Below are 24,851 nucleotides of genomic sequence, written 5' to 3'. Positions count from 1 at the left end.
GAATGGACACAATAAATATATATTACCAAAAGATAATTGAACTTATTCTTGATTTACATAGGTCTGATTTTAGAAATGCTTCTGCTGGGCATTGCATGAAAATTACAGGACTTGGCACTTTAGAATTAGAGCATCTATGGGATTTAATTCTAAATGAACACAAGCATATAGATTTGTATATAGTATCTGAAGATGATAAACCCGACGCTAGATATATTTCTGCTACAAAGCTTATTGAATTAAGAAACAAACAGGATAAACCTTTATTAATTTTAGTACCATCCAATAGTAGAACTGCTGCTGAAGATTCATATGGCAATGCTACGTTTAAAGAGATTTCTTTTGAAGGAATTGAAAATGAACTTGCAAAGAAGCTTAAAAGTGAAATACCTAACGATTTATATGAAGTTATTTCAACAGATATTATTGACTATTTATCTCCATCAAAATCAGAGATTATAGATTATTTGATTGCCGTTGCAGAAGGTAACTATAGCGCAGAATCTATTGGTAATAATTTGTTTCATTTATCTCTAATTCCTGATTACATATTATTAAACCACAAAGAAAAGATAAGGTCTAGACTTAATTTTAATAGAGAAAGTGTTGCATTGTTATCTGCATTTAATAAACCTCTTTACGATCGTATTTCTGATTTGAGATTAGAGAATGATTCTATTCAAAAAGACATTGTTGATTTTTTAAAAAAAGAAAAAGATGCTAAAAATGCTCAAGATATTTGCGAGTCAATTAATGCAAAATACAGCAATTTAAATTTTAGTAATTGGCCAATACCAGATTTAGATTTTACTCATATTAAGTTGATAATAAGTGATATAAAATCAACAGATTTAAAGGTTGAAGAGGGTACTAATGTTCTTTATGCTAAAGAGGGAGCAACAGCTAAATTAAGAATTCGATTTAGTACAAATCCTAATCCAAAGGACATTAAGGATTTGAAATTTTTTAGAATTATTTTGATGGCTGTAAATGGAAGTAATGGAGATGAGATTACAGTCTTAAGAAAGGTAAAAAATTCAAATTCAAACAGGTCATACCGGGACGTTACTTTAGAGCTGAACCCAAATGTAATAGAAGTAGGATCTTATTTTCTAAAAGTTATAGCAGAGGATGAACATACAAACATGCTTAATGCTGATGATGACTTTAAAGATTCTAAAATTCAAAGAGCATGGGAAGAAGCAAAAAAAGACGATTCAGATGCTCATAAAAATACTTTCCCTTATAAATTAACCTGTGATTCAGATGATTTTGATTACGTGATAGAAGATGTTATAGACCGTGATGAAAACCAGAAAAAAAATAAGCTTAATAATGTTCTGCAAGCTTTCTTAAAGTACCGTATTGAGGCACTTAAGAACGATGAAGAATGCCATATACCTGAACCATCAGAGACTTCAAATGTTTGGATTAACGATGGGAAGGAAAAACACTCTTCTACATTTCATATTAATTATTCTGACAAGCATAATTACCAAGTCAACATTTCAACGAAACTTAGGCAAATAGAAAATAAGTTTCTCTTAAATGCTGGAAGCTTGGGATATGTAAAATGTCAGCTTAAAAGCAATAAGTTAGCTATAGGATTTGAAAACATAGAATTTGTAAAAAGTGAATTAAATGAAATTGTACCTAAGTCATTATTAAAACTTAGAAAGGAAGTTTTTGACGCTATTGTTAATTCAAATAATAATGAGGATGGAATATTTGAAACATCTAATTTGTTTATCCATAAGGAAGAGATAAAAAAATATGTTGAGAGTTATTCGAAATGGACTAGTAAATTAAAAAACCAATTAGAATCTGATAACATTGAATTAGAGGAGAAAACCAAACTTAAGGAGTTTTTAATAGAGCTTCAAATGATTGATGTTTCTCGTGTGAAGAGCAAATTACCTGATGGTAGTAAAGTTGAGGCATTATTAGTCTCTCCCTTACATCCACTTAGACTTGCATGGACTATTCAATTAATAGAAGTATTTGAAGACTGGGAAAGAAAGACAAGAGAGTTCTCAGGACATAAAGAAGCTTGGTCTCAACATTTAGAAGACTTGTTCATTGGTAATCTATCACCAGAGAACAATCAATTAGTGCTAATTGAGCCCAGTTCACAAAAAGCCTACAACTATAGTGGTGAACTATCTTATGGTTGGGGATTGTATTTGAGTACGATTTCTCAGGAATCAAAAAATGGAATGACGTCTATCTCTAGGCAGTTACAGCATTATTTAAGATTGCTATTTAATATTACCAAAGATAATTATGTAGAAACGGATTTAAGCTTAAAACTCGTTATTAGACACATAAAAAACTATTTAGCTCAACACCCTTATATTGATAAATTAGTCGTTAATTTATTTAATGCCGGTGATGCTGAAGTATTTTCAAATGCTTTTGTTGAATTAGAAAAGGAAAAGGTTTTTGAGAATATAACGTATGAAGTTAGAATTTTTAAAGGCAATGATAAAATTATAGAACATGGAGAGTCATTAAAAATACTTATCAATCCAGAATCAAATATTACGGAAGAAGCAGAGGCTTTCTCACAACCTTCAAGAAATAGATTGTTTCCTAAATTACGCTTTTCGATAAATAATATTTCTGATTATCTGAGTGATCCATCAAGTTTTACATCTCACTTAAGCTTCCTAATAAGTCCTTTTCCAATTTCAATAGAGTTAATAACACCTTCGATTGAAGATCGTAACTTTTACCTTAATGGTTTGATCACAGATTCATCTGTTGTAGTTGATGAAAATGGATCTCAAATTAAATGGAACAGATTTATTCAAGCTAATCAATTACTCTTGAAATATGATAGTACCACCGGATCTAGTGGTATTAAACTATTCGAAAATATTCAGAGCTTCGTAAGTAATGCTATGGTGTCAGAATATACTACGTCAATTCCCTCTACACAACTGAGATTAAATGATCGAGATAAAGTTCTTTTGACACATTTACACGATTACTCAGATTGGGTAATAACATTTGACAAAAACCTTGGGCCTCAAATTTTTGACCAACCTTCAAAAGATGGAAAAATTCCATTTTTGTTAGACTATGTTCCAGGTGAAGAAATATTAGGAATTTCTTCTTTTTTAACTACACGACCTACATCTGAAGTGCTTGGTTTGTTGGGTCCACATTTTGAAGAATTTAATCTTGACATTCATAATGAACAAGATGAACATAAAATTAAAATATTATTAGAAGATCTTAGAGCTGTAAGTAGTTCTTTAGTGTTACAGTTAAACTCAACAAAAAATAAAGCTTTCGAGGTCATTGGGTCTGCATTTACAAAGCGTGTTTTAGAGAAAAAAGAAATGTTGGAAGATGCTTTTTTAATTCCAATTGATCTTCATCAGAATTTATTTGAAAATCTTCCTTCAGGAAGTAAATCAAGAGCTGATAATCTTCTGGTTTCTATAAACCCCTCCTCAAAGGAAATTCACATTTCTGTAATTGAAATTAAATGTAGGAAATCATTAGGAGAAACAGAAAAAGATGCGCTTCGATTGAAAATGTTGGATCAAATTGAAAATACAATAGAAGCTTTTAGAAATCATTTTGATCCAGAATATAATAACTCATTTGATCGCTTAGATCGTGAGATTAAGAACAAAGAATTAAAATCGTTGCTTACTTTCTATTTAGAGCGAGCAAATAGATATCAATACTTATCAAATAGTGCCTATAATCAATATCTTGCTTTTATGCAAAAACTTGATTTAGGGTTTACGTTGAAATTCAAAAGATTGGGTTTAATATTTGACTTTGCTGCAAAGGAAAGACATAAAAAAACAGTTCTAGACAATGAGTCCATCTTTTTTACATTTGGTGGAAAGTTAATTGATGAAATTCTAGACCCTGATTCTGATTTAAACACAAAAAGACTTGAAGAAAGCGATTTTGACACGGATTTGAAAAAAGCTTTTGGAAATAAGAGTGAGCTAAAACCATTTATGCAGAAATTCAAATCAAAGCTTGAAAACGAAATTGAAACGAACAATGAGGATTTAGATATAAATGAAACAGAATTTCCACTGGATAAAAATATGGACGAAGCTCCTGCTAGAGAAGGAAATCAATATCCTGAATCTATTAGTGAATTGAATTTAGCCGTAGATGTAGAAGTAATAATTTCTAATGAATCATCAAAAGATCATATTGTGCCTAAATTTGATATACTTATTGGAAAAACCTCTCCTAGTGATCAATATGGTATTCTAGGTGAGAGTTTTCTTCAAAAGAAAATAGCTATAGACCTAAGTGAAACAAATACAATAAGTCTATTTGGCGTTCAAGGTGGTGGAAAAAGTTACACTATTGGGACAATTTCAGAAATGGTATTAAAACAATTTAGCAACATCAACCAATTGCCAGCTCCACTAGCAGGAGTGATTTTTCATTATAGTGAAAGTATGGATTATGAACCTGAGTTTACTTCTATGATTCTGCCAAATGATGAAGAAAACGAGTTGGCTAAATTGAAAGCTAGATATGGAGCTGATCCCAGCAGTATTCAAGATGTTATTATTCTCACACCGAAAGACAAAATTTCAGAAAGAAAAGTTGAGTATCCTTCAATAAAGGTATTACCTATAGCTTTTAATTCCAAAGAGCTTAATGTGCAAGATTGGATGTTTATATTAGGTGCTATTGGAAACGACTCAACTTACATAAGGCAACTCAAAGCTATTATGAAAGAACATCGGTCAAATATTACAATAGAAGCACTTGCAGTAAGTGTAGAAGAGTCTGAACTTTTAAGTAATTCCCAAAAAGCTCTCGCTAAACAAAAACTAAGTTTTGCTCGAGAATATATAGATGATGGTTTTATGATGAGGGATGTTTTGAAACCAGGTAGATTAATAATTGTTGATCTTAGAGATGAATTCATTGTGAAGGATGAAGCTTTAGGTCTCTTTGTAATTATGCTCAATATTTTCTCGGTGGTCAAAAATGTTGCTGGTCTCCACTTTAATAAATTTATAGTTTTTGACGAAGCTCATAAATATATGGATAACAAAGACTTGACTGGGAATATAGTTACCGCCATACGAGAGATGAGGCATAAAGGTGTAAGTATAATGATAGCAAGTCAAGATCCACCTAGTCTTCCAAATGAAATAATTGAATTAAGCTCAATCGTATTACTTCATAAATTCAATAGTCCTCAATGGCTTAGACATATACAAAAATCAATTACTCAACTTTCAACATTAACACCTGCAGATATGAGTGCATTAAAACCAGGAGAAGGGTTTTTATGGGCTACTAAAGCAACAGAAAATAGTATCTCTGCAAAGCCGGTAAAAATTTCAACTAGGCCAAGAGTAACAAAACATGGAGGTGGCACTTTACAAGCTACAGGGAATTAATGAAGACAACTACATTAACATATAAAGGAAAAAGAAAGGTCAATCAAGATGTTATCTTGATAAAGAATTTAGATTCTGATACCTATATATATCTTGTTGCAGATGGTATGGGCGGCTACGACAACGGTGAATTAGCTGCACAAATAGCGACTGAAAGCACATTAACTTTTTTATCAAATACTGATGATATAAATGAGGACACTATACAAAAAGCTATAAATAAGGCTAATCTCGCCATTCGACAATATCAAGAGCAAAACCATTCTAAGATGGGCACAACTCTTGGAGCTATTATTTTATCGAAAGGTATCGCTAAGTGCTTTTGGGTAGGAGATATTAAAATTCTACACTATTCAGATAACAAGTTGTTATTTGAAAGCAAGTCTCACAATTTAATCAATGAGCTTTCAGATAATGATTCCTTAAATGGAACTTATAAATCTTCAAAATATTCTCATATAGTGACTCGTTCTATACAGGGAGATGTTAAGAAGTCAATTATTTCTTATCAAGAGTTAACTATCAAAGCAAATGATGAACTAATAATATGTTCTGACGGAGTTCATAGTATTATTGATAGCCAAACATTTTTATATATGTTGAATGATGATAAAATTTCTATCTCATTTATTGATAGATTGAATTATAGACTCAAGAATGAAGCTATCGACAATGCGAGTCTAATTTATGTTAAAGAGTTTTAGTTCTAAAAACATTGTATTATTATAAATCTTCAAACGATTAGATAATATTTTTATTCGTCTATTCTTTTTCGAGACTATTTTTTGAATCAACAACGATTAGTTGAGTACTTCAATCAATAGTTCCAAATGTTTCGAAATTTCTTATCAAGATTCCTGTTTAAATTAACATTTAGTCCCTTTGTATAATTCAAGTCTAAACTAGGTTCTTCCAGATGAAAGGAGATATTATTTCCGAACTTTCTGTAGTTCCAGAGTTATAGGTTTGATAAATACATCTATAACTTTGTTAAGTTTTATGCTTAATTAATCCCTTTAAAATATAGGTTAACACGAAATATATTCTAGAAGTTCGTATCTATTTTAAAACTTTTATTTCTTCTTAGACGTTTTTTTCTTGTCAGGAGATTGAGTCAAAGCTGATGCTGCAACTGATTTCATAGCTTTAGTTGATTTTGGATCTTTTAGAATTTTAGAAGCTTTACTTGCTACTGATTTTGATGTTTTTTCATTTTTTGCCATTGTATATTTTTTAAATTTTAATTACAACCAAATATATGTTTTTATGAACTGTAATACAATAGATTGAAATTTTATTTAAGCTACCCTCCTCCCCTCAAATGGATCATAAGGAGCATCCTTCCCTTGCGGATAACCCCAAGCCACATAGAGTGGCTTAGTCAAATCATTATCAAGATGAACAAATGTATTAGCAATTCCTATTCTTTTAAATCCTGCTTTTCTTGCTGCTTCAACTACAATGTCTCTCTGTTTTATAGAATTAACCTTAATATCCACACCTAAACCTTTGGTATGAGAAGAGTCAGCTACCCCACCAACTATTTTATTATGACTTTTAGTTCTGAAAGCCGAATTATATTCAAATTTAAAACCTGCATAACGTTCAGCTTTTTTAAGCATCTTTAAAAATTGCAGGTTCATTTGTTTACCACTTCCCACTTTATCAGGACTATCAAATAGTGATAAGTCAAAACGGTTATTAAAGTACCGAGTAGTTAAATACACTACAATAGCTCCTGCTAGAATACCAGAAATGTAATAGATGTGTTGTTGCTTCATTTCTTTTTCTCCTTGCATTTATCGCACAGATCAACTGCTCTAAATCGATCAGACACCAGAAAGGTTAAATTGATTACAGTAAGGATTAAGGAAGCAGTCAAAAGGAATTGAACTACCGGACTTTGCTCTTTCAATGACATCATTTTTTTAATTCTAAAATCTCCTTCCTCAAGGCTAAATTCTCTTTTTGTAACGTCTTTACTTTTTGTTCTAATTCAAAAATTCGATTCTTTTGACTTTCAATCATGTCACTTTGTGATTCAACCCTTTTTATTAGTTTTCTATTTTCTCTTGCCACCGCCTCTAATTCTTTAACTCGTTGTTCTAGATGCTGTGACCATTGAATCCAATTACCGACTATTTGAGCCTCGGCCTGAACGTGTAGGTTTTTTGTTTCTGCAATACGCAATCGCTTATCAAACCTTGCTCGAATTAATAATTCAATGACTTTCCAAATGCCTGTGGCACCCAAAACCAATGTTGCTATTTTCCAATAAAAATCCCAATCTCCCATGTTTTCTCCCCTCCTATTATTGATTAATTCGCCTAGTTAATTCAATCCATTGTTCTCCGTTTTTCTGCAGCATGATTATGCTAAATGGATTGTTAATTGTAAAATCATCCTCTAATTTTAAGTTCCCTAATCCACTAATAGTTAATGCTGTATTTACACTCATTACACTAATTACTTGAGCTTCATGACCACCGACAATAGTTCTCAATTCCTCGAAATCATTTGCGCTTGAGACCTTGTATAAATTGCAAACCGGAGAAACTGCAATTGAGAAATTATCAATGTTTACAATTGCTGCACTTTTAATAGGAATGCCCTTCAACACATTATTGACAATACTTGTCAATTGTTCTAAGTCATACGTTTGAAATTTGACCAATTCAAACCCATCTAAAGTCTCCTCATCTTTGGTTACATACATTTCCCCTTTCTCAGTCAATATCATTGCCTGTGATGGATAATGAGTTCCTACAGTTGAACTATTTAGCTTTTTAATTTCCATTTAATCAATGTTAAAAAAGCCGAAAGGGAATCCCTTTCGACTAATTCTCATTTTACCACTGTGCAGCAGTTAAAAGCACCAAAGGTTTTCCATCGAATGTTGAATCACCTAACTTTGCTACATCACCTGCATTACTTAAAGCTGCTTGTTTTGAATTTACTTGACTTTGCAGTCCACTTTCTAGTGAATCAATTTGAGTCTTATTGTAAACCAAGTCTAGATCTGCTTTTTGATTAATACTCGACTGTAAATTGGTTTGAACTGAATTAATGGAATTGCTAATTTCAGTAGGACTAGAACCTGTTGGCATTTGGGCCAAAGGCAATTTTTGATTGCCATCAAGCTCTGCATAACCATTAGCTGTTCCTTTTAGCTCACTCATGTAGCTTTGAATGATTTGAACTGTAGTCACTGGAATTGCATTCCCTTCAGAATCCGAAACGTAATGAAGGGCATTTCCCGATTCACCCTCTAAAAAATAGAGACTATTTGGTTCCAGAACTGCCGGTAACTGAGTTACAAAATTTATCATTGAACTGATTTTATTCTGTCATTTTTTGACAAAAAATTAAAACTATGGAAGTCCTTGCGCCTTCTTCCTTTAACTGTTTTAAACGGACGCAACCGTCTACCAAGAATAGCTATTCGGTAAACTTTTTCCTTGCAAGCTCTACCCAAATGGTTGGTTCAATCTTTTGCAAGGTGATATTATCTAGTAATTGACTATCTTCTAAAGTGATTAAAGAAGAGAGCTTTAAAAAATCTGAACGAGTTAGACTTAAGGATTGACTGGTATACCTTTTTAGATTAATAATTTGTCCAACTTCTCCTCCTTCAATAGTAGAAATTGTTGCTCCTTCTAAATGGACTTTCACTTTTACAGAAGCGATAGCAACATTGATAACCAAAGGCAGAACTACTTTAAAGGTTGTTGTTTGGTCGATTGGTTTTAAGTCTAATGTAAATGAGTTAGAATCACTTTCTATTTCATGTTTTGGGATTCCCAAAATTTCTGAACTAAACTGATTCAACTTTTCAGTTAAATGAGCAGGTGTGACCATTTTTTGGTTATTCACGCCTATTAAAACCTCTTCATTAGTCGCAGGTTCAACTTGATATAAACGTTGCCATTCGTTTACTGCTGTTCCAATCTTACGATATCGAATAGCAGGCTTGAAATTACGATCTTCATATTCTACACCTATCGGAACATTGAATAATGGTTCTCCTAAACCAAAAATTAAGATTTGGCGATTGCTGAACTCTTTAGCTAAGAGTTCAGCATTTGCTTGTGCCTGATTAACTGTCCAAAATTCAGCCATTACACCACCTCTTCAATTGTAATACTAGCTAAACCAGTGGTGTTATTATTTACCGCTTGTTGATCTGCCCAATAGAATAAATTTCCTTTCACATTCAATGTTTGAGTTGGTCCAGTTATACTATAACTCTTTAACTCGTCAATTAAATTATTCTTGTAAATCAATGCAATAGCATCTTTATCTCTTGCCACTACTTTACTTGTCTCGGCAACATTCACTTCCAAATCAAATTCATTTTGAAATGCGGGAACTTGAATTGTTCTACTGACAAATCCACCAAGTTCATATGATGCATTGCCAGTTAATAAATTCACTACTTTACCTGCCAAATTTTTAGCAGATGTTAAGCCAAAGGCAAATACTCCTTTTTGGTCGTTATCATGAACTCTTAAATCTTGAGTCCACAAAGTTTTGTTACCACTATCTTGCATAGAATTTTGAAGCGTACCATGAGGGGCAGTAATTATTGGAGTTTCTATGAGTTCTTGATTTGATTGCAAGGAAATTTCATAGTTCTGGGCTTGTGTTCCATTGTTTCCACCACTTCTTAATCGTGTAATAGACTCATTCATTGAAATTATTGGATCTGCATCTGCAATTTGAACCACCCCATCAATAACAGTAACTGCCCCATTTGAATCTTTCGTTAAAGTGATCCGTATATTTTTATTATTGACATTATAATCTCCTCCAATTCTATTGACCTGTTTAAAGGGTTGAAAATTATTTGGATTTGTGATTTGTAATTCTCCGTTAGGAGAGTCATAAAAAATTACATCATAACCACTCGCCTCAAGATCAACCAATGCTTGTTCATTGGCTTTTAATGCCACTTGATCTATCGGGTATTCTATTGCATCAATAATTCCTGCAGGATATTCGTTATTGAGATTTAGTAATTCAATTCCATCGACATTTCCATAATCTTCAGTAGAGTATTCGTTGCCAAAAGATCCGTTTGCATTCATTGCTCTCAACTTAACTCCAAAAGGCTTTGGTGTACTCCCTTGATCTGCAATTGTAATCTCAATGATGGTAGAACTTGTTTTAGGGAAATCAAAAACTTGAGCTTTAGCTGCTCCATATGGTAAAACTTCAATTCTAGTCATATCAGAATCAGTGGTCACCTCCAATAAAAATGAATCATTTTCTTTCAATTCTGTCTGCCCATTGGGATAGTTTCCTGAAAAGTTGGCTAGGGTAATTTCAGCTCCTTGATCTGCAACTATTTCAACTTCATGTGTTGCTCCATCCTCATGGACTGCAATTACACGTTCAGCCCCATCTAATTCAATGTCAATTGAACCTTGCCAAATGGATTGATCTTCATTTTGCACTAAAACTACATTCTGTCCCAACACTTTTATAGCTGGCTTATAGTTGGTATGACCTAACGCAGCCAATATATTGACAGTGACTAAATCTGTATTAGTAAGAGCGGAGTCGAGCACATTGCCATCTGAACTATATACTTTCTGACCTACATTATTAAGTGGATCTTGCGGCTGTATATCGGTGATGAATACTGCACCATTGATACTTTTACCTCCTAGACCCTCAGCCATCCAATTACTGCCCACTCCTAGATCTATCTGAACATAAGTTACGGGAGGAAAAACAGATTTATCCATATACTTAGCTCCTTGTGGAGCATTGTCTGTAGGAATTCCATCTCCTTTGACTAAAATTTGTCGGTTTGCAAATTCTTGCGCATTTAATGCGGCATTTGCTTCAAAAACTTGTTTGGATACATTGTCTGCCATAATCTTCTACTTTTTATACCATGTTTTTCGACATAGCGGTTCAACTTCACTTAACTAATATGACTTTTAAGGGATTTCCTCAATCGAGATGGTTGCTAACCCTGTGCTATTGTTATTTACTGCCTGCACATCGTTCCAATGAAAAATATTGCCTTTTGGATTAATTTGATCAGAAGGACTTGTAATCGTAAAGCCCAAACGACTATCTATGACGGTTGGTGAGTATTGCATTAATACATCGTCTTTATCACTAACAACAAGCTTATTTGTCTCTGATACATTTGTTCCGATGGCGGTTTCATTAGTAAATTCTTGGAACTGTAATATCCTTTTAACAAATCCACCAATTTCATATTGTGCATCATTATTAAAAACAGTGCTCACTATACCTGATAGACTTGTTGCTATTAATAATTGGGCAGTATAGACTCCCTTTTCGTCGTTGTCATGAATTAATACAAACTGCTCGTAATTATCTGTTTCATTATTATACAGCGCTTCATTTTCTAATGTTCCTTCAGGTATTGTAAAAACAGGACTATTTAATAATTCTTGACTCGTATCAATTACAAATTGATGCCTTTGAACTTGTGTATTCATATTGCCTCCAGATACTAGTCGTGTTTCAGGCGCAATAAATGTGATCAAAGGAGCAATATTTGAAATATTGACAATCTCATTTGCTACTGTAATTGCTCCATTTGCACTTCGCTTTGCTTCAATACTAATATTGGATTCTGAGATATTGTAATTGCCCCCTTTTCTACTTAAAGTTTTGGAAGTACTGTAATTGTTGATTTCTTCAATATTTAATTCTTCGTTTGGTGAAGAAAAAACAATTGTATCATAATTTGCAACACTGCTTTTCAATTGAGCAGATTCGTTATTCTTTAAAGCTCTTTGATTCTCTGGATAAATAATTTCATTGATAGTTACGCTTGGAGAAAGGTTATTTAAAACAAGTAGATGAACTTTATCTGTTGAACCAAAATCTTCCGTTAAATACCAATTACTCTTTGTTCCATTTTCATTAATCACTCGGACTTTTATACCAAGATTCGTTGCAACATTTCCTCTATCTGCAATTAGTATAGATGCTGTGGCATTGGTACTGACATTTACTGTTTTCAATTGTGCTTTGGAAGCTCCATAATCGGCTACCTCAATTGTTGAGAAAGGGATTGAGGCCTCAACAATAAAGTTAAAGACATCATTCTCTTTCAATTCTGTTTGATTAAATGGGTAATTTCCACTAAAAACAGCAGAGGTGATAACCGGAGTTTGTTCACTATTAATCATGCACCTATGAAAAGCCCCATCATTGTGAATGGCCTCTATATAAGCTTTCCCATTCAAATCAATGTCTATTATTCCTGTCCATACGTTCTGATCTTCATCTTGTATCAATTCAACAGGTAAGCCTTCTACCATGACAATTGGCTTAAAAGTCGAAAACCCAGTAATTGCAAGGATAGAAACGCTCAACAAATTAGTTGAGCTTGAGCAACTCTGCAAGACTGATCCATCAATCGAAAAAACCTTTCCAGCCACATTCTCCGAACTTTCCTGTGGCTCTATATTCGTAATGAAAATTGCTCCACCAAACGCATTGCTATTTGTTAAAGCTATATCACTTTGATACCCTCCTTCAAAACTCATAATCTCTATTTTAAAATGATTGCGGTGCTTGTTAAAATCAAAGCCGTGCCTAAAGCTATTTTTTGCCATTTGGCTCTTTTTAACTTTTTATCACGTCGATTGACTTGATCAGTCAAAATCAAAATACTTTGGTCATTATTATCAATTATGGTATCTAGATTGAAGACTTTCTGCTTCAACTTTTCGTTGATTTTAAAGTCGTTGTCAACTCTTTCTTCTAAGAGTTGTATTTGCTTTTCGTATTGACATTCAAGTGTATCTGAGAATTTCCCTTTAACTATGTATTCAGCAATTACTTTGCTTTGTGGTATAGTAAAGCAAAAGTTAGTATCCTGATTGACTGTTAACACCTTCGGTTTTAAAGTTTGAGAAGAAGCCGTAAAGCTCACTATTATCCATCCCATCAATATCATCCAATTTTTCATCTCTCTCTCTTTTTATTAATGTTGTTATTTCTTTCTCGACTTTCAATTCTGATATTATTCTGTCATTGAAAGTTGTTAATTCTAAAATCTCCAAATCCAGTTTAGAATTAATTGATTTAAGCTGTAAATTTTCATCCCTTAGTTTGGATAATTCCTGCTTATAACCTTCTGCTGAACCATCAAAGTCAACTACAAATACCAATACAATGAAATTGAATACCATTAAAAGAATGAAGGCTATTTTTCCTTTAGACATCTGAACCTCCTAGTTCTTTGAAGCTATATGCACGTTTATTATGTTTCTGTATGGCATTTATTATGATATCTACTAACAGTTTATGAAAAGCGAACGAAACGAGAAATGAACTGAATAAATAACCGATGTCTTCTTTCCCAAGTCCCCACAAGTAATAGTAAACAGGTGTGTAACAAATTCCAATTAACGCAACTTTAAACCTGGTTTTAATTTTTGATAGAAATGCAACTTTGATATTCCTTTCAATCATTTGATAATTGTAACAAAGTAAGATGAACGTGATGATGTAAATCCATTCTAACTTTTCTAAAAAAGGTAGAATATTGCTACCAATAATTTCCATTAATGCTTCCATATATAATTATTTAATTGATTACTTTATTAATTCCTACACCTAACAAGTGGCTAAAAATGACCAAACCAAGCCCAATTCCAAGTAAAGTAAATGCGGTTTCTCGATCTACACTTATGGCAAACTTGTTAGTCGTCTTAATCCCATCAGACCCCATTACTCTGTCGAGGTAACTGAATAAATTTTGGGGTTGTTTTTCGTTACTCATTTCGTCTGTTTTAGTCGTTGATCATGGACCATTTCATCTAACATAAACTGCTGATACAGTTTTTGACTAATGGTTTTTACTTTGAAGAATTTCTCAGCTCTTCTTTGGGTTATTAAATCAAATCGTCCATCTGGCTGTCGCACCCAACCCAAGTTTCGCATCAAAAATATTTGCAACCGTTTTACTCTATCGCCCTCTGATCCCAACCCTAGTGGAAAGTCATCACTTCCTTTTGTCTGTAAGGGTTCCTCTTGGATAATTTCAAGTGCTTGATCTTCTGTTTTTAGATTGATAGTTTTCTTTTTGGGTATTTCATGTTTTCCCTCATTTTCAACTTCTTCTTTTCGAGAATGAATCATCAGTTTACTTATGGAAAAACCAACGATAAAACCTGAAACTAATCCTAAGAATATCTTTGTATTTTGTGTCATAATTGTGCTTTACAGAAATGGATTAAAATGTATTTTGAATTGATTAAAAGCCGTTTGACTCACTGAACTCAACTTTTCGATTTGGTTCAATGCGAGTTTGGTACTGTTTCCGAATTTTCCGTCTACTGTTAATAGAACTCTCGGTGGTTTTATTTTAGAATTCAAATACTTTTGAAGTACAATAACATCCTCTCCACAGGAACCAACTCTAAGTGGAAATCCAGAATGTTTGCAAAAACTATTTTTACTATTTTTTTGAGTAGTAAAAGATGGGAATTGGCTATCTTTTGATAGTAAATAATAAACTCCATACACAATACCGATCGTTGCAATTCCTGATAGAATTAGCCAAATCGGTTTTATTTTAGTTCTTGTTATTTTTTGCATCTTACTTTAGATCTTTCTTGAATAAATAAGCTATTCCTCCTCCACCAATACTCCCTATCCACATGTATCCTAGAATTGCTAACCATCCTTTCTGCTTGCTGATAGCAAATGCAGCACCTGCAACTATTCCAATACTAATTAGACCCTTTTGAGTATTAGTAATCATCGAAAACTTGTTGTTTTGTTGTTGCACTTTTCCCTTCTCTAACTTTTTCTCTTTTTCCATGTTAGTTTTAATCAAACTTTCTTGATTACTATACTTTTAACTTTTGCAAACTCTTCACTACTTAGCTTTGATATTAGGTGTTTCCACAAGTCTTTACCCAATACCTTTTCACTTTGATAAACATGGGACACTCTGGATACATCTCTAAAAGTCTTTAGTCTGTGATCTTCAAATGCTCTGTAAACTTCCTCTTCTAAGTCATCCCAAAAAGAACCCGCATTCCAAGCTGCTGCAATTCTGTGAGCAATTTCTAAGGCCACTTTTTCAGAGATAACAGTGCCTTTTTGAGAAGCTTCTTGCCAATATGTAGGATTAAAGGCTTTGTTTAATACCGCCTCATTAATTTTTTCAGGTTCCTTCGCGCTTTCTAGTTCTTCAATAAACTTCCCAAAAGCTTGGTCTTTCTTTTCCTTTGTTCTTTTCCGATGAACTCCTATTACAATTCCCGAAATGGAAATGACCCCGACCAAACTAATTGCATAAATCACCCCTCTTTTCATAGTTATACTTTTAATTGTTTTGCAATAGAACCTGCCTTTCCAAGAGGTAGAACCTCCATTACATCGGATACCTGAATTTGCTTTGCAATCCTGAAAACAAGAAAAGTGTTATACCTAATCCACCAACAATAGCAACCATAGCAACTTTTGGAGTCAGACCAGTTAGTGTTCCTAAACTGCTGATTAAATTGCTGCCAATTCCGGTCACACCTGCAATTGTTTTATCCACTCCATTAGCTACATCAATTTTATTTCTTGCTGCCCAAGTATTGAATGCTTTGTCTTTAGTACAACTAGAATTACCACTTTGGTTAAACGTATACAACCAGGCTTCTCTGGCATTTGGAGTTCCATAATTGCTAACTAATGCTGAATAATAGAGTTTCCAAGATTGGCAAGGAGAATCCTTGTCGGGAATTGATATGTTAGCTATTCTATTATTCATCTGTCCCAAAAACTTTTAGTATTAATCCTTCAATTTCAGATTGATTCCAATCAACAGAAATTAGGTAGTTTCTCAATTTCCTTTTTGTAGTCTCCTTTTCAACTTTTCGTTGTTTAAGAGCTAATCGTTCATAAACTTGGCTACTGATCCAAAAACCAATTGCTGTAAATACGACTGCCCTAATCACAATTTAACTGCCTGAAAATGCATCCAATCATAATCCTTTTCTACTCCAAGAGAAACCCATCCTTCGGCAGCGAAACTGTCAAGAAGAAATTGGTATTCACTTTTAGCAAATAAAGCACGTTTATGATTCCATTTAAGTTGATTCATTTCAGGATGAAGATCAATCGCAGCTCCCCATGAATGAGTTGAAAGTTTTCTACCTCCTCTCATTTTTCTATGGTTGAAACAGCCACCATATAAATCGATCCCTAGCTCTTTGATTCGTTGATATCCATAATGCTCTAAAAGGTCTTCTAATATTCCGATAAGTGAAGGAGCAACCTTTTTATGGCAAGTGATCCTTTTTACTTTTACAGAAATATCCCAAGCCAAACGAAGTGCAAATGGAATTCGAACTGTTGTTAGATTCGTGGTTGGTTCTCCATAATATCTTTTAATTGCGCTATAAGTTGGAAATCCATGTGGATTTTGGCCAATAGCATTTGAGTTAGAACCAACTGACTCTAGATCCTCCTTTCTCCATGTTGGAGGCAATTTTGAATGCTTTTCAAGATACAATAACTGCTCAAAAGCAAATCTAGTTTGAGGACCAATAAGTCCATCTATTTTGCCAACTTCAATTCCGCTGGTTAATGCGGTATATTGAATCAACGCAACTAACTTACGAATGCTATTAAACTGCTTATTAATCAGTTTAATTTTATAAGTATTTCGCTCTATTAGTACTTTTGTGGCATCTCCGATAATTCCATCGTCAACACCTTCCATTAATCGCTGTGCATAGCGAATCATTCTATTTAACTCATCTCTCTTCTTCATCTCTCTCTTCTGTTAAATTCTTATCCTTGATCCTGCCTATTCTAAAGCGGTTTTAACTATGATACAATAGGAGTGTCATTGTTTGCTCAGGTGGGATTAAAACCTCCCAAAAGGCTCTCCCATCTATTATTTCATTTTTTATTTCTTGCACATCGTAAATAGTGGAAATATGCTGTGGGCTATTGTATTTATGCAATGATATTAATCGGCTTTCAAGTTTGCCAGATGAGCTTTTTGTTCCTATTCTAATCAATGGCATTTGGTTTAAATCAGAGTAGAATACCTTTAAATGTTTCAACAAAATAGGTTGATACTGAAAATCTGATAGAACTTCCTTGTAGTTTTCACTATAGTTGATTGGAGAGTTATTTTCATCTCCTACCACCGATATTCTATTGTTGATTGCATCTGTGATGTAGAAAACTCCATTTTCTACATCTTTTGTCCAATGAATCGGTTTTATTGGAGTTTCTATTGCTGCAACTTGATTGAATTCTTCGTCTAACTCAATAATCTGATTGAACTCTATTGTGGAAACAATTACATTTTTGCCATCTCCTAATTGAATCGAATGAGGTTGGAAACTAAATGGAGTTGATTGTACTATTTCTCCGTCAGAAATGCTGATGATAACCAGCCTCTTTTCGTTCTTTTCTATTGCCATTATTTTCATTCCATCCTTTGAAAATAATAGATTCCCAAGTTCACTCAATTCACTTTCGGAGTTTCTAATTCTATTATTCTCTTTACTGAATAATTCTATGTTACTGGTCTCTTTACTTAATGTAGCCCAGGCTCCACTTACTTCATTTACTGCAACTGAACTTTGTATAGCATTCAATTCTATTTCGACTAAAGAAAAATCTTCATTCAAATCAATCACACTAACTGTTGTCAGAAGTAAATGCTGAACATATAGCTTATTGGTTAATGAATTATGCTTTACCGAAACCGGACGGTTTCCAAGCATCATAGTCTTTGTTATCTCGAAATTTAAACCAACCACATATAGCAAATTAGAAATAGAACCAATTATATATGCCTCACCAGTAATTGAGTTTATGGCAATATCAACTAGCGAAGCTGTAGGGATTATATTTTCATCTAGAACTACTACAGCTAACAATTCGCTATTTACATTAAAAATTTGCAGTGTGGCTGCCAACTGATTAACTACATAAATAGCTTGATTAATAGAATTAAATACAATTGCTTGTGGATATGTATTCGTTTCTATAAAGTTTGGCTTGTTAGGAATCGAGGTAGCTTGGTTAGCTCCCCAAATCTTTACCCACCTTTCTTGTTGACTCTGATTTCTAAATGAAACCTGTGTTGCATTGAAGGTGTCCAATTGACTCGACCAATTTTCATAACTATCTATATGGTATCCGCTTCCTATCATGCAGCTACTTTTGAAGTTTTAGTAAACTCTACTGTATTATTTATGATGTATTGATTGATGTAACTGTGTATGTCTTTTAAACGGGTAACTTTTGCTTGTTTAGCCATAGTGGTTTCTGCTTTCATGGCTAAAGTGCAGGCATATATTGCTTCTACTTTTGGGAAACCATAATCTAAAAACACACGAAGGGCGGTTAAATCAGCTACCTTTTCTACTCTTGTCGGTAATTGAAAATGTTTTCGTTCATGCATTAAAATAAACCATCGAACAGGAACGCTTAGTGATAATAAATGATGGCGACTTGCTTCAATTCTACCATTAATTCGTGAAGTTCTTGCAGGAGTAATCATGGGAACTCCATGATCATCTTTTATCACCGACATATAATCGATCATATATTTTAAATCAGGGCTATCATAGATTCCAACAGGCAATACACCGGCTTTCTGTGAAAACCAATTTGCAAATGGAATAAAATCATGGATGTCCCGATGTTCCCAAATTGCCCTTGGTTCCATTGTTGAGATTTCGAACTTACTCACTTCAAAAATATTTCGTCCAATTTTATCCTTTTCCCAAACATCTAACATCATAAAATTAGGTGCTAATGGAAAGGGAATATTTATCTCTCGATATCCTAAACCGTCTGAAAAGTATTTTCTTCCAATGGACACTTCTCTTGAAATGTAAGTCGTATTAGGATTTTCAGCATCTCGCCCTATCAAAATTAAGCTACAAGGCTGAATAACCGTAAAACCTATCGTTAAACGAAATCTCTTTTTATGACATGGAATTGGAATTCTCATTTTTATGCTATTTTTAATGACAATTAGACTTCATTGTTGAAGAGTTGAAGTATTTAGTTGATTCGGTCGACTTTTAATGAAAACTATTATTCCTCCAACGATTACTAAAACTCCAAGTCCTGCTAAACCGATGTAAAGCATTCTTCTATTTTCACCTTGCTCAACATCAACTCTTTCCTGTTCTGTTTTCACTTTTTCCTCTTCAATCTGTGTCCTCTCCTGAACTATTTTCTCTTCAAATTCAGCCCTTTCTTTCAACAGGTCTTGTTTACTCGTTTCCAAAGCAACTTTTTTTGCCTTAGAAGCATTATTAAGTTTTCTCTTAACTAAAATTGTAGATTGAGAGGGTAATTGTTGGGGTGGCTTTTCCCTTAACTTTTTAATGAGGCCTATTCCCCTTCCAAGTGGATTGAAAACTTGAAGTGGATTCACTTTTTTTATTGTCCGATTGATATTCTTTCTAATCTTTTTAAAAAAAAGATCGTACTCCTCATCGTGATATTGTCCAATCCATTGTTCTTCTCCTACTATCATAACGTATATCTTATTTTAAATATTGAACCATTTGTTTGAAACGTGATGGACTGATATGGTTTGCCTACAAAAGTGTAATTCGTTGCTTCACCTACTTTTAAGGTGATATTATTAACCTTACCATCGACAGTTCCAATATTCTTAAATGAAACCACAATTGCTCCAGCAGGAATATTTCCATCTTCGCTTGTTTCAAATTCTATAGGATTTGCTAAAATGTCCATCTCTATTTTCGTTTTAAGCTACCTTAACCTTGGCTATATTCTTTGTCTTTAATGCGGTATTCTTACTTTGCTTTACTAGATAGATAGCCATTGCAACACCTCCAATTACTACTATTCCTGCAATTGCTATCCCTACATATTTTAACTGAGTACTTGCTTTTGCCCCTTGCAGTTGTGTATCTGCTTTTTCAGCTAATTTTTGTGCTGTTACAGCCCTCATTTGCTCAGCTTGTGCCTTAAAAATTTCTGCCTGAGCTCTAGCTGCTGCTATCCTATTTTGTTTATTAGTCAAATTAAGGGTTGCATCTCGTTGTTGGATATCTAGTTTTTCTTTTTTCTTCTTATGCTTTGACTTAAATATTCCACCAAGAAACAGATCATATTCTTCCTCTTGCTGCCCATAAATTCTTCTTTCCTTACCTGCTGTTTCTTGATTATTCATACCTATACAGTTAAATCATTTGTTGAAAGTGGCTTTTCAGTTAATGGAGTTTTTCCGTTCTTCTTAATCAAAACAACCGCCCCAATGCCCAATACCACCACTAAACCACCAATTAAGGCGATTCTACCAACGCTTATTCCACTACTTTGTGAGTTATCTTGCTCTGTGAGCATATGCTGCATAGCTGCTGTCTCAGCCCTCATCCGTTCAATTTCTGCTGACTTTTGATCACTTCTCAGCTTCTTTTGAGTTTTACTCTCCCAAAACCAATTATCATAATCAGAGTTATTGCTTTGCGGAATTTTGTATTTATTATTTTGAGACAGTCCAAAATTTCCTCTTTCTAAGTCTTTTGTAGTTCCCATTATGTCGCCTTTTTATTTTGTTTGAAAAACACTGCGGCCACTATTAACCCCACCAATGTGATGATGGCAATTATTATAGCTGTTGTGGTTTTTTTGCTAGACCCCTCACTGCCTAGTTTAGCAGATTTATATTGAAACATACTAGATAAAGTCATTGCTGAGGCTTTACTTTTTTCTATCTTCTCTTGTTTTGCAGAACTTGCAAATCCAAAAATCCCTCCAATCGCTCCTAATGCTGCCCCAACAATACCACCGCCAACTGCACCTTTTGCTGTACTTGCGCCTATTGTTTTTGCACCATCCAACAATTTATTACCACTTGAACCTCCTCCAAAATTATCGTAGCCTGATAATGTTTGTAATTCCGGAATAGCTATTAATATCAATTCCTCTAGGTGAGTATTAAATTCTTCATCTTGCTCTGACACCTTTTCAATTACAGAATTGATTAAATCTTGATCAGAATAGTCTTCTCCAATAGAAACTCCATAGTACTGGAGTAATGACTTTACTTTTAACGGAATTTCAGCAACGGTCACAGCTAACATTTGAGAAAATGCTTTAGCCAGATCCCGAACTTGACCTGTAGTCAATTTCACTTTAGGTCTTGGGCTGTTTTTTTTTGGACTTTCATCTATATGTACCATTTGCTTTATCGGATTTGTGAGATGATTAATGCTATACCAAAAACTAGAGATCCAACAGCCAAGTCTTTTGAGGTTACCGAAAAAACAGCATTTTCTGTTTTAATACTGCTTTTCCTCCCTTCTAAAGTTTTCGGTTTTTCTCTTAACTTTTCATCAATCTCTTTTTGAGATTTTAAATGTTCCCAAGTTATTTCAACTTCAGTTCTGAGTTTTTCATCATCGGGAAATTTCTCAAGAAGCCTTTTCAAGCTTTTGTAATGTAAAAGCAACTCCTGTTCACTCAACACCGATAATTCTTTAATTATTTTTTGTTTTTCAGAATCTTCAGAAAATGAAGATTTTGACTTGCAAGGACAAGGAGAACCATCAAATGAACTTTTGCAACCACAACCTGAACCGTCAAAAGAGCTTTTCCCTCCACAACCACAGCCTCCATAATTTTGAAATTCATTGGCATTTGCAGAAATGATAGCATTCTTTTCAGGATGAACCTGAAGTAACTTAATCACTGCTTCTTTACCTCCCTTTTGAATCCACAACTTAGTTTGGTCAATTAGCTTTCTAATATCTGTGGATGGCTGAATTCCTTCTGACAACAATGTTGTTGAAACTCCATTTGGATTTTCTTGAACAATGTATTCAATGCGGTTAATTCTATTTTTAAGTAATTGTTCCATAGTGCTTTTTCTTATTGCATTAAATACTGCCAAAGGGCAGAACGCTCCTTTGGCAGTATGAGAAACCAAATCTTAGCCTTCTCTTCTGAAAGTTTGTTGTATGGGTCGTTGGGGAGGTCGTTTAAACCTTCGCTTACGAATCTTACGCATTGGTTGCGCCAACTGTCTCAATTTGGTCATGGGCTTCAATCTATTGTCCATCTGTGGTAATCCTGTCACTTGTGGAGCAGTGTTTACTTCTGCAACATTTTTACCAATCAAAACATTGCCCAAGTTTGTTCTTGATTGAACAGAAAAGGTGAACACTGTTGTTCCTTTTTTTGCTTTGAATCTCATCGATGTTTTTCCAGTCACATGCATCGTAAAGTTGATCGCATGGATGGAATTCTGATCAAAATTCTGAGGAGACTGCCATGTCCTTGGTTGCCTCACATTGGTAGTGGTTCTTCCTGTTGAAGTCTTCTCGTATAGGAATAAAACGTTGTCAAATTGCTGCGAATTACTCACAGACATTTTCATACCAACAATTGTAAAAGGATTTGCTTTCGATTCTTCTCTAACTTCATTGTGAGAAGATTCTGCAACTTCAACCGTGACTCCTTCAGGAGGAGTTAAATTTTCATTTGCTCCAAAAAGAACAACTTCTCTTTCTTCTTCTCCTGTATTGGTAACAACAAAAGTGTAGGTCGTATCATTCGGGTCTAATCTACCAACTGCATCTCCTGAATAGGAATCAAACTCATCCTCATATTCATCGGCAACTTCGTATTCTTCATCTTCATAGTAAAAATCGTCTTCATCAGGAAGTCCTTGCCCTCCGTAATTATCATACCGACCCTCACCATCACGCTCGTAGCGTTCTAATTCATTTTCATAATCCATCTTAAACGGTTTTATAATTTTTACTAATGTTGCAGGATGCAACTTTAATTTAGCTGTAATTCAGCCCTTATGCTTTTGATTTTTCATCATTAGCGTCTTCATCATCTTTTTTGATAACCAAAAGATGATAAGCAAGAAGTGCAGCAGTTACTACTACTGCTGAAATCCCTACTGCTAACATTGAAAATTTTGTCAATTCTTTTTTTGCGACTACATCCATGCTTGAAATTTTAGAATTTGTATTTATTTGAGGAAGGTGTTGAAACCATTCCGTTCATCTTGGGTACAAAGTTCTAAATGAAGTATTGATTATACACGGAAATAATGGGGCTGATGGGACGTATAAATAAAATAAGATATTGATTAAAAAAGTATTATGAATAAAAACTACTGCCTAAAATAATATTTTGTTTAACTTTAAATGATAAATTGTAACCAATTGAAAGAGGCACATAGAATTGAATTAATAGAAAGTATTGAACAATTATCTTATTCCACAATTAGGATAGAAGCAAAAACTGAAAGTGGGACGACTACTGGATCCGGTTTTTGTTATCGAATTGCAGAAGATATGCAACCAGGACAATGGATTCCTTATTTAATTACTAATAAACATGTAATAGAAGGTGCTATTGAAATTAGGCTAACCGCTTCTACAAGTATTGAGAATGAAAAAGTAGTGGATAAGGATATTTTTAGTATTGTTTTAACCGGTAAAGAAGTCTCTAATAATATAACCTATCATCCTGATGAGAATATTGATTTATGTGGCATTAACTTATTTATTCTCATTAAAAAAGCCAGAGATTTAAAGAAAGAAGTAGCTTTGTATTATATAGGTATGGCTGAAAAGTTTAGCAGAAATGAATTAGAAAAACTAGATGCTTTTGAAGATGTTATTATGATAGGTTACCCTAATGGTATTTGGGATCAAATTAATAATAAGCCAATAATTAGAAATGGTTGCACTGCTAGTCATCCTAAGAAAGATTATAATGGGAAAAGTGAAATAATGATTAATATTCCTAGTTTTCCAGGCTCTAGTGGTTCTCCTGTATTTTATAAGTCTTATGATGGTATTAGGCAAGATAAAAATGGACTTATTTTAAGTCCTCATTTAAAAATTAGATTACTCGGTATTCTTTATGCTGGCCCAATATTTAACCTTCAAGGAGAGGTTGAAATGAGTTCAAATGCCTTGACAATTACTACGAATTCACCTTCAACTATGAATCTTGGTTTGATAATAAAGGCTGAAAAGTTAAAAGAGTTAGAAGAGGAAATAATAAAAGAATCTTTTATCTAATGTATTTAATAATAAAGAAATATTATTTCTAATACTTCACCAATTTCATCAACTCAACTGTATTCCCTGTAGCAATTTTAATGAGGTAAATTCCATTTGATTCATTGCTTAAATCAATTGGAAAAATACCTGAATCATACAATCGTTCTTGCAGGATTAACTGACCCTCAATTGAAGTAACTGAAATTTCTAATGGAGAATTGTCCATTTTTCTCAAATAGGTAATTCCTTTGGATGGGTTTGGTGCTATATAATATGTTTGCTGCTTTAATTCCTTAACTCCTACGCCAACTATTTGAACACATCTTGAAGTGTCGGTGCATCCATTTGCACTAATTTCTACGGCATAACTTCCACTATTGGTGGCGATAAAACTCTGATTATT

33 protein-coding genes are annotated in these 24,851 nt (G+C 33.7%); 3 read left to right on the top strand and 30 right to left on the bottom strand.

What is annotated here, in order from left to right; genetic code table 11:
- Positions 1-2 precede the first annotated feature (2 nt).
- On the top strand, positions 3-5,405 hold the full coding sequence (gene mads8 / locus ACTB0X_RS09825; RefSeq protein ID WP_463024840.1) for a methylation-associated defense system ATP-binding protein MAD8: 5,403 nt from the start codon (positions 3-5) through the stop codon (positions 5,403-5,405).
- Entirely contained in the window at positions 5,405-6,109 is a 705-nt protein-coding gene (locus ACTB0X_RS09820) for a PP2C family protein-serine/threonine phosphatase (RefSeq protein ID WP_463024839.1), read from the top strand. The genes mads8 and ACTB0X_RS09820 overlap by 1 nt, the downstream gene beginning before the upstream one ends.
- A gap of 369 nt (positions 6,110-6,478) precedes the next feature.
- Here ACTB0X_RS09820 and ACTB0X_RS09815 read toward each other — a convergent pair whose 3' ends face one another.
- The 29 genes from ACTB0X_RS09815 to ACTB0X_RS09675 form a co-directional block, all read right to left on the bottom strand.
- On the bottom strand, positions 6,479-6,628 hold the full coding sequence (locus ACTB0X_RS09815) for a hypothetical protein (RefSeq protein ID WP_463024838.1): 150 nt from the start codon (positions 6,626-6,628) through the stop codon (positions 6,479-6,481).
- Positions 6,629-6,703: 75 nt separating this feature from the next.
- Positions 6,704-7,204, bottom strand: a complete 501-nt coding sequence (locus ACTB0X_RS09810; protein ID WP_463024837.1) for a D-Ala-D-Ala carboxypeptidase family metallohydrolase — start codon at positions 7,202-7,204, stop codon at positions 6,704-6,706.
- A gap of 121 nt (positions 7,205-7,325) precedes the next feature.
- Positions 7,326-7,700, bottom strand: coding sequence for a hypothetical protein (locus ACTB0X_RS09805; protein WP_463024836.1), 375 nt, complete (start codon positions 7,698-7,700; stop codon positions 7,326-7,328).
- A gap of 16 nt (positions 7,701-7,716) precedes the next feature.
- Entirely contained in the window at positions 7,717-8,202 is a 486-nt protein-coding gene (locus tag ACTB0X_RS09800) for a hypothetical protein (RefSeq protein WP_463024835.1), read from the bottom strand.
- 52 nt (positions 8,203-8,254) lie between these two features.
- Positions 8,255-8,734: a hypothetical protein gene (locus ACTB0X_RS09795; RefSeq protein ID WP_463024834.1), complete on the bottom strand. Its 480-nt coding sequence runs from the start codon at positions 8,732-8,734 to the stop codon at positions 8,255-8,257.
- A gap of 109 nt (positions 8,735-8,843) precedes the next feature.
- Entirely contained in the window at positions 8,844-9,524 is a 681-nt protein-coding gene (locus tag ACTB0X_RS09790; protein ID WP_463024833.1) for a hypothetical protein, read from the bottom strand.
- Positions 9,524-11,287 carry a hypothetical protein gene (locus ACTB0X_RS09785; RefSeq protein ID WP_463024832.1) on the bottom strand — a complete coding sequence of 588 codons (1,764 nt, stop codon included), beginning with the start codon at positions 11,285-11,287 and terminating at the stop codon, positions 9,524-9,526. Before ACTB0X_RS09785 ends, ACTB0X_RS09790 begins: the two co-directional genes overlap by 1 nt.
- Positions 11,288-11,353: 66 nt before the next feature.
- The gene (locus ACTB0X_RS09780; protein WP_463024831.1) at positions 11,354-12,946 is read right to left on the bottom strand and encodes a hypothetical protein; all 1,593 of its coding nucleotides are present in this window, start codon (positions 12,944-12,946) and stop codon (positions 11,354-11,356) included.
- Between the two features lie 5 nt (positions 12,947-12,951).
- Complete coding sequence (locus tag ACTB0X_RS09775) at positions 12,952-13,371, bottom strand: hypothetical protein (RefSeq protein ID WP_463024830.1); 420 nt, start codon at positions 13,369-13,371, stop codon at positions 12,952-12,954.
- Entirely contained in the window at positions 13,271-13,627 is a 357-nt protein-coding gene (locus ACTB0X_RS09770) for a hypothetical protein (RefSeq protein ID WP_463024829.1), read from the bottom strand. Before ACTB0X_RS09770 ends, ACTB0X_RS09775 begins: the two co-directional genes overlap by 101 nt.
- Positions 13,620-13,982 carry a hypothetical protein gene (locus ACTB0X_RS09765; RefSeq protein ID WP_463024828.1) on the bottom strand — a complete coding sequence of 121 codons (363 nt, stop codon included), beginning with the start codon at positions 13,980-13,982 and terminating at the stop codon, positions 13,620-13,622. The genes ACTB0X_RS09770 and ACTB0X_RS09765 overlap by 8 nt, the downstream gene beginning before the upstream one ends.
- 10 nt (positions 13,983-13,992) lie before the next feature.
- The gene (locus ACTB0X_RS09760) at positions 13,993-14,187 is read right to left on the bottom strand and encodes a hypothetical protein (RefSeq protein WP_463024827.1); all 195 of its coding nucleotides are present in this window, start codon (positions 14,185-14,187) and stop codon (positions 13,993-13,995) included.
- The gene (locus ACTB0X_RS09755; protein ID WP_463024826.1) at positions 14,184-14,618 is read right to left on the bottom strand and encodes a peptidoglycan-binding domain-containing protein; all 435 of its coding nucleotides are present in this window, start codon (positions 14,616-14,618) and stop codon (positions 14,184-14,186) included. The genes ACTB0X_RS09760 and ACTB0X_RS09755 overlap by 4 nt, the downstream gene beginning before the upstream one ends.
- Positions 14,619-14,627: 9 nt before the next feature.
- Positions 14,628-15,005 (bottom strand): peptidoglycan-binding domain-containing protein, encoded by a 378-nt coding sequence (locus tag ACTB0X_RS09750; RefSeq protein WP_463024825.1) that lies wholly within the window; start codon positions 15,003-15,005, stop codon positions 14,628-14,630.
- A gap of 1 nt (position 15,006) precedes the next feature.
- A complete protein-coding gene (locus tag ACTB0X_RS09745) occupies positions 15,007-15,231 on the bottom strand; it encodes a hypothetical protein (protein ID WP_463024824.1) in 225 nt (74 codons plus the stop codon).
- 11 nt (positions 15,232-15,242) lie between these two features.
- A complete protein-coding gene (locus tag ACTB0X_RS09740; protein WP_463024823.1) occupies positions 15,243-15,731 on the bottom strand; it encodes a hypothetical protein in 489 nt (162 codons plus the stop codon).
- 58 nt (positions 15,732-15,789) lie between these two features.
- Positions 15,790-16,176, bottom strand: a complete 387-nt coding sequence (locus tag ACTB0X_RS09735; RefSeq protein ID WP_463024822.1) for a hypothetical protein — start codon at positions 16,174-16,176, stop codon at positions 15,790-15,792.
- On the bottom strand, positions 16,169-16,363 hold the full coding sequence (locus ACTB0X_RS09730; protein WP_463024821.1) for a hypothetical protein: 195 nt from the start codon (positions 16,361-16,363) through the stop codon (positions 16,169-16,171). The genes ACTB0X_RS09735 and ACTB0X_RS09730 overlap by 8 nt, the downstream gene beginning before the upstream one ends.
- Entirely contained in the window at positions 16,360-17,181 is an 822-nt protein-coding gene (locus tag ACTB0X_RS09725) for a M15 family metallopeptidase (protein ID WP_463024820.1), read from the bottom strand. Before ACTB0X_RS09725 ends, ACTB0X_RS09730 begins: the two co-directional genes overlap by 4 nt.
- 52 nt (positions 17,182-17,233) lie before the next feature.
- Positions 17,234-18,583 (bottom strand): hypothetical protein, encoded by a 1,350-nt coding sequence (locus tag ACTB0X_RS09720; RefSeq protein ID WP_463024819.1) that lies wholly within the window; start codon positions 18,581-18,583, stop codon positions 17,234-17,236.
- Entirely contained in the window at positions 18,580-19,389 is an 810-nt protein-coding gene (locus tag ACTB0X_RS09715; RefSeq protein WP_463024818.1) for a hypothetical protein, read from the bottom strand. Before ACTB0X_RS09715 ends, ACTB0X_RS09720 begins: the two co-directional genes overlap by 4 nt.
- 30 nt (positions 19,390-19,419) lie before the next feature.
- Complete coding sequence (locus ACTB0X_RS09710; RefSeq protein ID WP_463024817.1) at positions 19,420-19,923, bottom strand: hypothetical protein; 504 nt, start codon at positions 19,921-19,923, stop codon at positions 19,420-19,422.
- Positions 19,920-20,147 carry a hypothetical protein gene (locus ACTB0X_RS09705; RefSeq protein ID WP_463024816.1) on the bottom strand — a complete coding sequence of 76 codons (228 nt, stop codon included), beginning with the start codon at positions 20,145-20,147 and terminating at the stop codon, positions 19,920-19,922. The genes ACTB0X_RS09710 and ACTB0X_RS09705 overlap by 4 nt, the downstream gene beginning before the upstream one ends.
- A gap of 13 nt (positions 20,148-20,160) precedes the next feature.
- Positions 20,161-20,589, bottom strand: coding sequence for a hypothetical protein (locus ACTB0X_RS09700; protein ID WP_463024815.1), 429 nt, complete (start codon positions 20,587-20,589; stop codon positions 20,161-20,163).
- A 2-nt stretch (positions 20,590-20,591) separates the two neighbouring features.
- Positions 20,592-20,954 carry a hypothetical protein gene (locus ACTB0X_RS09695; RefSeq protein WP_463024814.1) on the bottom strand — a complete coding sequence of 121 codons (363 nt, stop codon included), beginning with the start codon at positions 20,952-20,954 and terminating at the stop codon, positions 20,592-20,594.
- On the bottom strand, positions 20,954-21,601 hold the full coding sequence (locus ACTB0X_RS09690; RefSeq protein ID WP_463024813.1) for a hypothetical protein: 648 nt from the start codon (positions 21,599-21,601) through the stop codon (positions 20,954-20,956). The genes ACTB0X_RS09695 and ACTB0X_RS09690 overlap by 1 nt, the downstream gene beginning before the upstream one ends.
- Before the next feature lie 5 nt (positions 21,602-21,606).
- Positions 21,607-22,278 (bottom strand): hypothetical protein, encoded by a 672-nt coding sequence (locus ACTB0X_RS09685; protein WP_463024812.1) that lies wholly within the window; start codon positions 22,276-22,278, stop codon positions 21,607-21,609.
- 72 nt (positions 22,279-22,350) lie between these two features.
- Entirely contained in the window at positions 22,351-23,160 is an 810-nt protein-coding gene (locus tag ACTB0X_RS09680; protein WP_463024811.1) for a hypothetical protein, read from the bottom strand.
- 67 nt (positions 23,161-23,227) lie between these two features.
- Positions 23,228-23,380, bottom strand: coding sequence for a hypothetical protein (locus tag ACTB0X_RS09675; RefSeq protein ID WP_463024810.1), 153 nt, complete (start codon positions 23,378-23,380; stop codon positions 23,228-23,230).
- Positions 23,381-23,599: 219 nt separating this feature from the next.
- Between ACTB0X_RS09675 and ACTB0X_RS09670 the strand changes: the two genes are divergently transcribed.
- Positions 23,600-24,466, top strand: coding sequence for a S1 family peptidase (locus ACTB0X_RS09670; RefSeq protein WP_463024809.1), 867 nt, complete (start codon positions 23,600-23,602; stop codon positions 24,464-24,466).
- A gap of 28 nt (positions 24,467-24,494) precedes the next feature.
- On the opposite strand, the gene ACTB0X_RS09665 is transcribed toward ACTB0X_RS09670, so the two are convergent.
- Positions 24,495-24,851, bottom strand: a 357-nt coding sequence (locus ACTB0X_RS09665; protein ID WP_463024808.1) for a T9SS type A sorting domain-containing protein, incomplete at its 5' end; no start/stop codon positions are given.

It is taken from the genome of Acidiluteibacter sp., assembly GCF_055129545.1.
Note: the sequence above shows the minus strand (reverse complement) of the source record. Positions and strands in the feature narration are given on the sequence as shown.

Bases quoted from the DNA above. Each gene is read 5' to 3' on its own strand.
- mads8 (WP_463024840.1), top strand. From the start codon at position 3: ATGGACACAATAAATATATATTACCAAAAGATAATTGAACTTATTCTT.
- ACTB0X_RS09820 (WP_463024839.1), top strand. From the start codon at position 5,405: ATGAAGACAACTACATTAACATATAAAGGAAAAAGAAAGGTCAATCAA.
- ACTB0X_RS09815 (WP_463024838.1), bottom strand. From the start codon at position 6,628: ATGGCAAAAAATGAAAAAACATCAAAATCAGTAGCAAGTAAAGCTTCT.
- ACTB0X_RS09810 (WP_463024837.1), bottom strand. From the start codon at position 7,204: ATGCAAGGAGAAAAAGAAATGAAGCAACAACACATCTATTACATTTCT.
- ACTB0X_RS09805 (WP_463024836.1), bottom strand. From the start codon at position 7,700: ATGGGAGATTGGGATTTTTATTGGAAAATAGCAACATTGGTTTTGGGT.
- ACTB0X_RS09800 (WP_463024835.1), bottom strand. From the start codon at position 8,202: ATGGAAATTAAAAAGCTAAATAGTTCAACTGTAGGAACTCATTATCCA.
- ACTB0X_RS09795 (WP_463024834.1), bottom strand. From the start codon at position 8,734: ATGATAAATTTTGTAACTCAGTTACCGGCAGTTCTGGAACCAAATAGT.
- ACTB0X_RS09790 (WP_463024833.1), bottom strand. From the start codon at position 9,524: ATGGCTGAATTTTGGACAGTTAATCAGGCACAAGCAAATGCTGAACTC.
- ACTB0X_RS09785 (WP_463024832.1), bottom strand. From the start codon at position 11,287: ATGGCAGACAATGTATCCAAACAAGTTTTTGAAGCAAATGCCGCATTA.
- ACTB0X_RS09780 (WP_463024831.1), bottom strand. From the start codon at position 12,946: ATGAGTTTTGAAGGAGGGTATCAAAGTGATATAGCTTTAACAAATAGC.
- ACTB0X_RS09775 (WP_463024830.1), bottom strand. From the start codon at position 13,371: ATGAAAAATTGGATGATATTGATGGGATGGATAATAGTGAGCTTTACG.
- ACTB0X_RS09770 (WP_463024829.1), bottom strand. From the start codon at position 13,627: ATGTCTAAAGGAAAAATAGCCTTCATTCTTTTAATGGTATTCAATTTC.
- ACTB0X_RS09765 (WP_463024828.1), bottom strand. From the start codon at position 13,982: ATGGAAGCATTAATGGAAATTATTGGTAGCAATATTCTACCTTTTTTA.
- ACTB0X_RS09760 (WP_463024827.1), bottom strand. From the start codon at position 14,187: ATGAGTAACGAAAAACAACCCCAAAATTTATTCAGTTACCTCGACAGA.
- ACTB0X_RS09755 (WP_463024826.1), bottom strand. From the start codon at position 14,618: ATGACACAAAATACAAAGATATTCTTAGGATTAGTTTCAGGTTTTATC.
- ACTB0X_RS09750 (WP_463024825.1), bottom strand. From the start codon at position 15,005: ATGCAAAAAATAACAAGAACTAAAATAAAACCGATTTGGCTAATTCTA.
- ACTB0X_RS09745 (WP_463024824.1), bottom strand. From the start codon at position 15,231: ATGGAAAAAGAGAAAAAGTTAGAGAAGGGAAAAGTGCAACAACAAAAC.
- ACTB0X_RS09740 (WP_463024823.1), bottom strand. From the start codon at position 15,731: ATGAAAAGAGGGGTGATTTATGCAATTAGTTTGGTCGGGGTCATTTCC.
- ACTB0X_RS09735 (WP_463024822.1), bottom strand. From the start codon at position 16,176: ATGAATAATAGAATAGCTAACATATCAATTCCCGACAAGGATTCTCCT.
- ACTB0X_RS09725 (WP_463024820.1), bottom strand. From the start codon at position 17,181: ATGAAGAAGAGAGATGAGTTAAATAGAATGATTCGCTATGCACAGCGA.
- ACTB0X_RS09720 (WP_463024819.1), bottom strand. From the start codon at position 18,583: ATGATAGGAAGCGGATACCATATAGATAGTTATGAAAATTGGTCGAGT.
- ACTB0X_RS09715 (WP_463024818.1), bottom strand. From the start codon at position 19,389: ATGAGAATTCCAATTCCATGTCATAAAAAGAGATTTCGTTTAACGATA.
- ACTB0X_RS09710 (WP_463024817.1), bottom strand. From the start codon at position 19,923: ATGATAGTAGGAGAAGAACAATGGATTGGACAATATCACGATGAGGAG.
- ACTB0X_RS09705 (WP_463024816.1), bottom strand. From the start codon at position 20,147: ATGGACATTTTAGCAAATCCTATAGAATTTGAAACAAGCGAAGATGGA.
- ACTB0X_RS09700 (WP_463024815.1), bottom strand. From the start codon at position 20,589: ATGAATAATCAAGAAACAGCAGGTAAGGAAAGAAGAATTTATGGGCAG.
- ACTB0X_RS09695 (WP_463024814.1), bottom strand. From the start codon at position 20,954: ATGGGAACTACAAAAGACTTAGAAAGAGGAAATTTTGGACTGTCTCAA.
- ACTB0X_RS09690 (WP_463024813.1), bottom strand. From the start codon at position 21,601: ATGGTACATATAGATGAAAGTCCAAAAAAAAACAGCCCAAGACCTAAA.
- ACTB0X_RS09685 (WP_463024812.1), bottom strand. From the start codon at position 22,278: ATGGAACAATTACTTAAAAATAGAATTAACCGCATTGAATACATTGTT.
- ACTB0X_RS09680 (WP_463024811.1), bottom strand. From the start codon at position 23,160: ATGGATTATGAAAATGAATTAGAACGCTACGAGCGTGATGGTGAGGGT.
- ACTB0X_RS09675 (WP_463024810.1), bottom strand. From the start codon at position 23,380: ATGGATGTAGTCGCAAAAAAAGAATTGACAAAATTTTCAATGTTAGCA.